Origin of the sequence: Acinetobacter sp. AR2-3 (assembly GCF_001878775.1) — a bacterium.
Lineage (GTDB): Bacteria > Pseudomonadota > Gammaproteobacteria > Pseudomonadales > Moraxellaceae > Acinetobacter > Acinetobacter lwoffii_D.
In genome coordinates this window covers 1-2611 of the sequence record NZ_MJIQ01000075.1, presented here as the reverse complement: position 1 = coordinate 2611, position 2611 = coordinate 1, and the positions used below count along the sequence as shown (strand labels likewise).

The 2611-nt window shown below is 38.1% G+C and carries 2 protein-coding genes; both read left to right on the top strand.

What is annotated here, in order from left to right:
* A partial coding sequence (locus BFN00_RS13610; protein WP_143115435.1) for an integrase core domain-containing protein occupies nt 1-285 on the top strand: 285 nt, incomplete at its 5' end.
* 81 nt (nt 286-366) lie between these two features.
* Complete coding sequence (locus BFN00_RS13605; protein WP_000693745.1) at nt 367-2322, top strand: alkyl/aryl-sulfatase; 1956 nt, start codon at nt 367-369, stop codon at nt 2320-2322.
* Nucleotides 2323-2611 lie beyond the last annotated feature (289 nt).

Genomic DNA, 2611 nt, shown 5'->3' with positions numbered 1-2611 from the left:
GCACTTCAAGTTTTACTCTGCCATGTATTGAAATCAAATGACATCCAAATCAGCATGGATGGTAAAGGTCGATGGGTTGATAATGTGATGGTTGAACGATTATGGCGGAGCGTTAAATATGAAGAGGTGTATCTCAAAGCCTACAGCAATGTTTTGGATGCGAAGAAGCAATTAAACGCATATTTTGAATTTTATAATTTGAAACGACCTCATTCGAGTCTGGACAAAATGACTCCAGATGAGTTTTACTATGACCAGCTACCACAACAAAATAAGGTAGCTTAACTAGAGCAGAGTATCACTTATAAATAAGCTTTTAGTTGTTCAAACATGTGGGACCACCTCTATTTAAAAAAAGGAAAGAAGATGAAAATTAAGTTTTTAACAGTTTCATTGATGCTTATTCTGCCATTTTCTGTTTTTGCAGCAAATACTGTAGTAGAAAAAGCGGTCATTGAATCAAATAATACATATAAGGCGAAGTATAACTTAGAGGATATGACTGAGTTTAATCAGGCTCAAAAGGGCTTTATTGCCAAGCCAACAGGTCAAATTAAAAGTGAGAAAGGCAATGTTATCTGGGATTTTGATGCATTTAGTTTTTTACAAGATCAAGCACCAAATACCGTTAATCCCACTCTATGGCGACAAGCAAAATTAAACAACAATGTTGGGCTATTTAAAGTAACAGATCGAGTTTGGCAAATTCGTGGTTTTGATTTGGCAAATATGACCATCATTCAGGGTGATACTGGCTGGATTATTGTGGATACATTAACCTCTAAAGAAACGGCTGAAGCAGCACTTAAATTTGCTAGACAGCATTTAGGTGAGCAAAAAATTTCAGCCATTATCTTTACCCATAGCCATATCGATCATTTTGGTGGTGCATTAGGCGTTCTTTCTAGCGAAGAAATTAACGCTAGAAAAACTCCAATTATTGCGCCAAAAGGCTTTATGGAAGAAGCGACCAGTGAAAATGTGATGGCAGGTTCAGCCATGATACGTCGTGCGACTTATATGTATGGAACTTTTCTACCTAAAAATGCGGAAGGATTGGTGGATACAGGTTTAGGTAAGGCTGTTGCTGTGGGAAAAATGGGCATCCTTGAGCCTACACAACTGATCACTCAACCAGAACAGAAAATGACGGTTGATGGCTTGGATTTTGTGTTTTATAACGTGCCGGGTTCAGAAGCACCAGCAGAATTAACGTTCTCTATCCCATCATTGAAACTTTATAACGGCGCAGAAATTCTATCTCATACCATGCATAATCTTTATACCCTTCGGGGTGCTAAAGTCCGTGATGCCTTAAAATGGGTGGGCTATCTAGACCAAGCAATGCAGCATGCCAAAGCATCCGATGTATTGATTGCACAGCATCATTGGCCTGTCTGGGGCAATGACAATATTCAAGATTTTATTAAAACCCAGCGAGATGTTTATAAGTTCACGCATGATCAGACGGTGAGATATATGAACTCTGGTTTTAATGGCGCTGAAATTGCCGAAAAAATTAAGCTTCCAGCGGCACTTGATCAAAAACTATATGCTCATGGCTATTATGGAACCCTAAAACATAATGTAAAAGCAGTATACCAATATTATATGGGATGGTTCGATGCCCATCCTTCCAATTTAGATCCATTACCCCCTAAAGCTGTTGCAAAAAAATATATTGAGTTAGCAGGTGGGGAGAACAATGCATTGAAAAATGCGCGGGATGCCTACGCTCAAGCTGACTATAGATGGGCTGCCGAGATTTTAAAACATATTGTGTTGAATAACCCTCAAAACCAACAAGCAAAAGACTTATTGGCGAATACTTATCGTCAATTGGGCTATGCTGCTGAGGCTTCAACTTGGCGTAATTTCTTTTTGGTGGGCGCTCAAGAGCTACAAAATAATGTACCCCTACAAAATACTTCTGATCCGAGTGATTTATTGATTCATACACCAACTGAAAGATTTCTTGAAGCTATGGCGACAAATTTAGATGTGGAAAATTTAAAAAATGAAAACCAGTGTATCAATCTGGTTTTGTCGGATACCAAAGAGCATTTTTCATTATGGGTTGAAAACTCAGTCATGCAGTTTAAGCGTTATGATGAAAGTAAAGATTTGGCATTGGATTGCCCTACATTAACCTTAACCAAGCCCTTATATCTAAAAATGATTACAGGTCAAATAGAAGGGGTAAAAGTCCTGCTTTCTAAAGACAGTAAAGTCAAAGGTAATCCACTGAAAATTGGAAAATTCTTTGCAATGTTTAAACGTCCAGATTCAATTTTCCCGATTGTGACTCGACCAAATGGCTAAGCTCAAATAAGTAAAGTCGAAACTTAAATTAATAGATCCAAAGAAATGGGTGAAATTATCAACTTGGTTCTCCCAATCTTATAACAGGAATCTCTGTACACGACAAAAATAGATAACTCATTGAAATAATGTCACAATAATTGTTTTCTAACGACGAATACTATGACACATCTCAATGAGTTATATCTTATCCTGTCTCTTATACACATCTGACGCTGCCGACGATCTTACGCGTGTAGATTGTCGGTGGTCGTCGTCTCCTCAGACACCAACTCATGCACATCTAGTC

What these genes read in the sequence shown, in the direction of transcription:
- BFN00_RS13605 (WP_000693745.1), top strand. Translation starts at nt 367, where the DNA reads ATGAAAATTAAGTTTTTAACAGTTTCATTGATGCTTATTCTGCCATTT.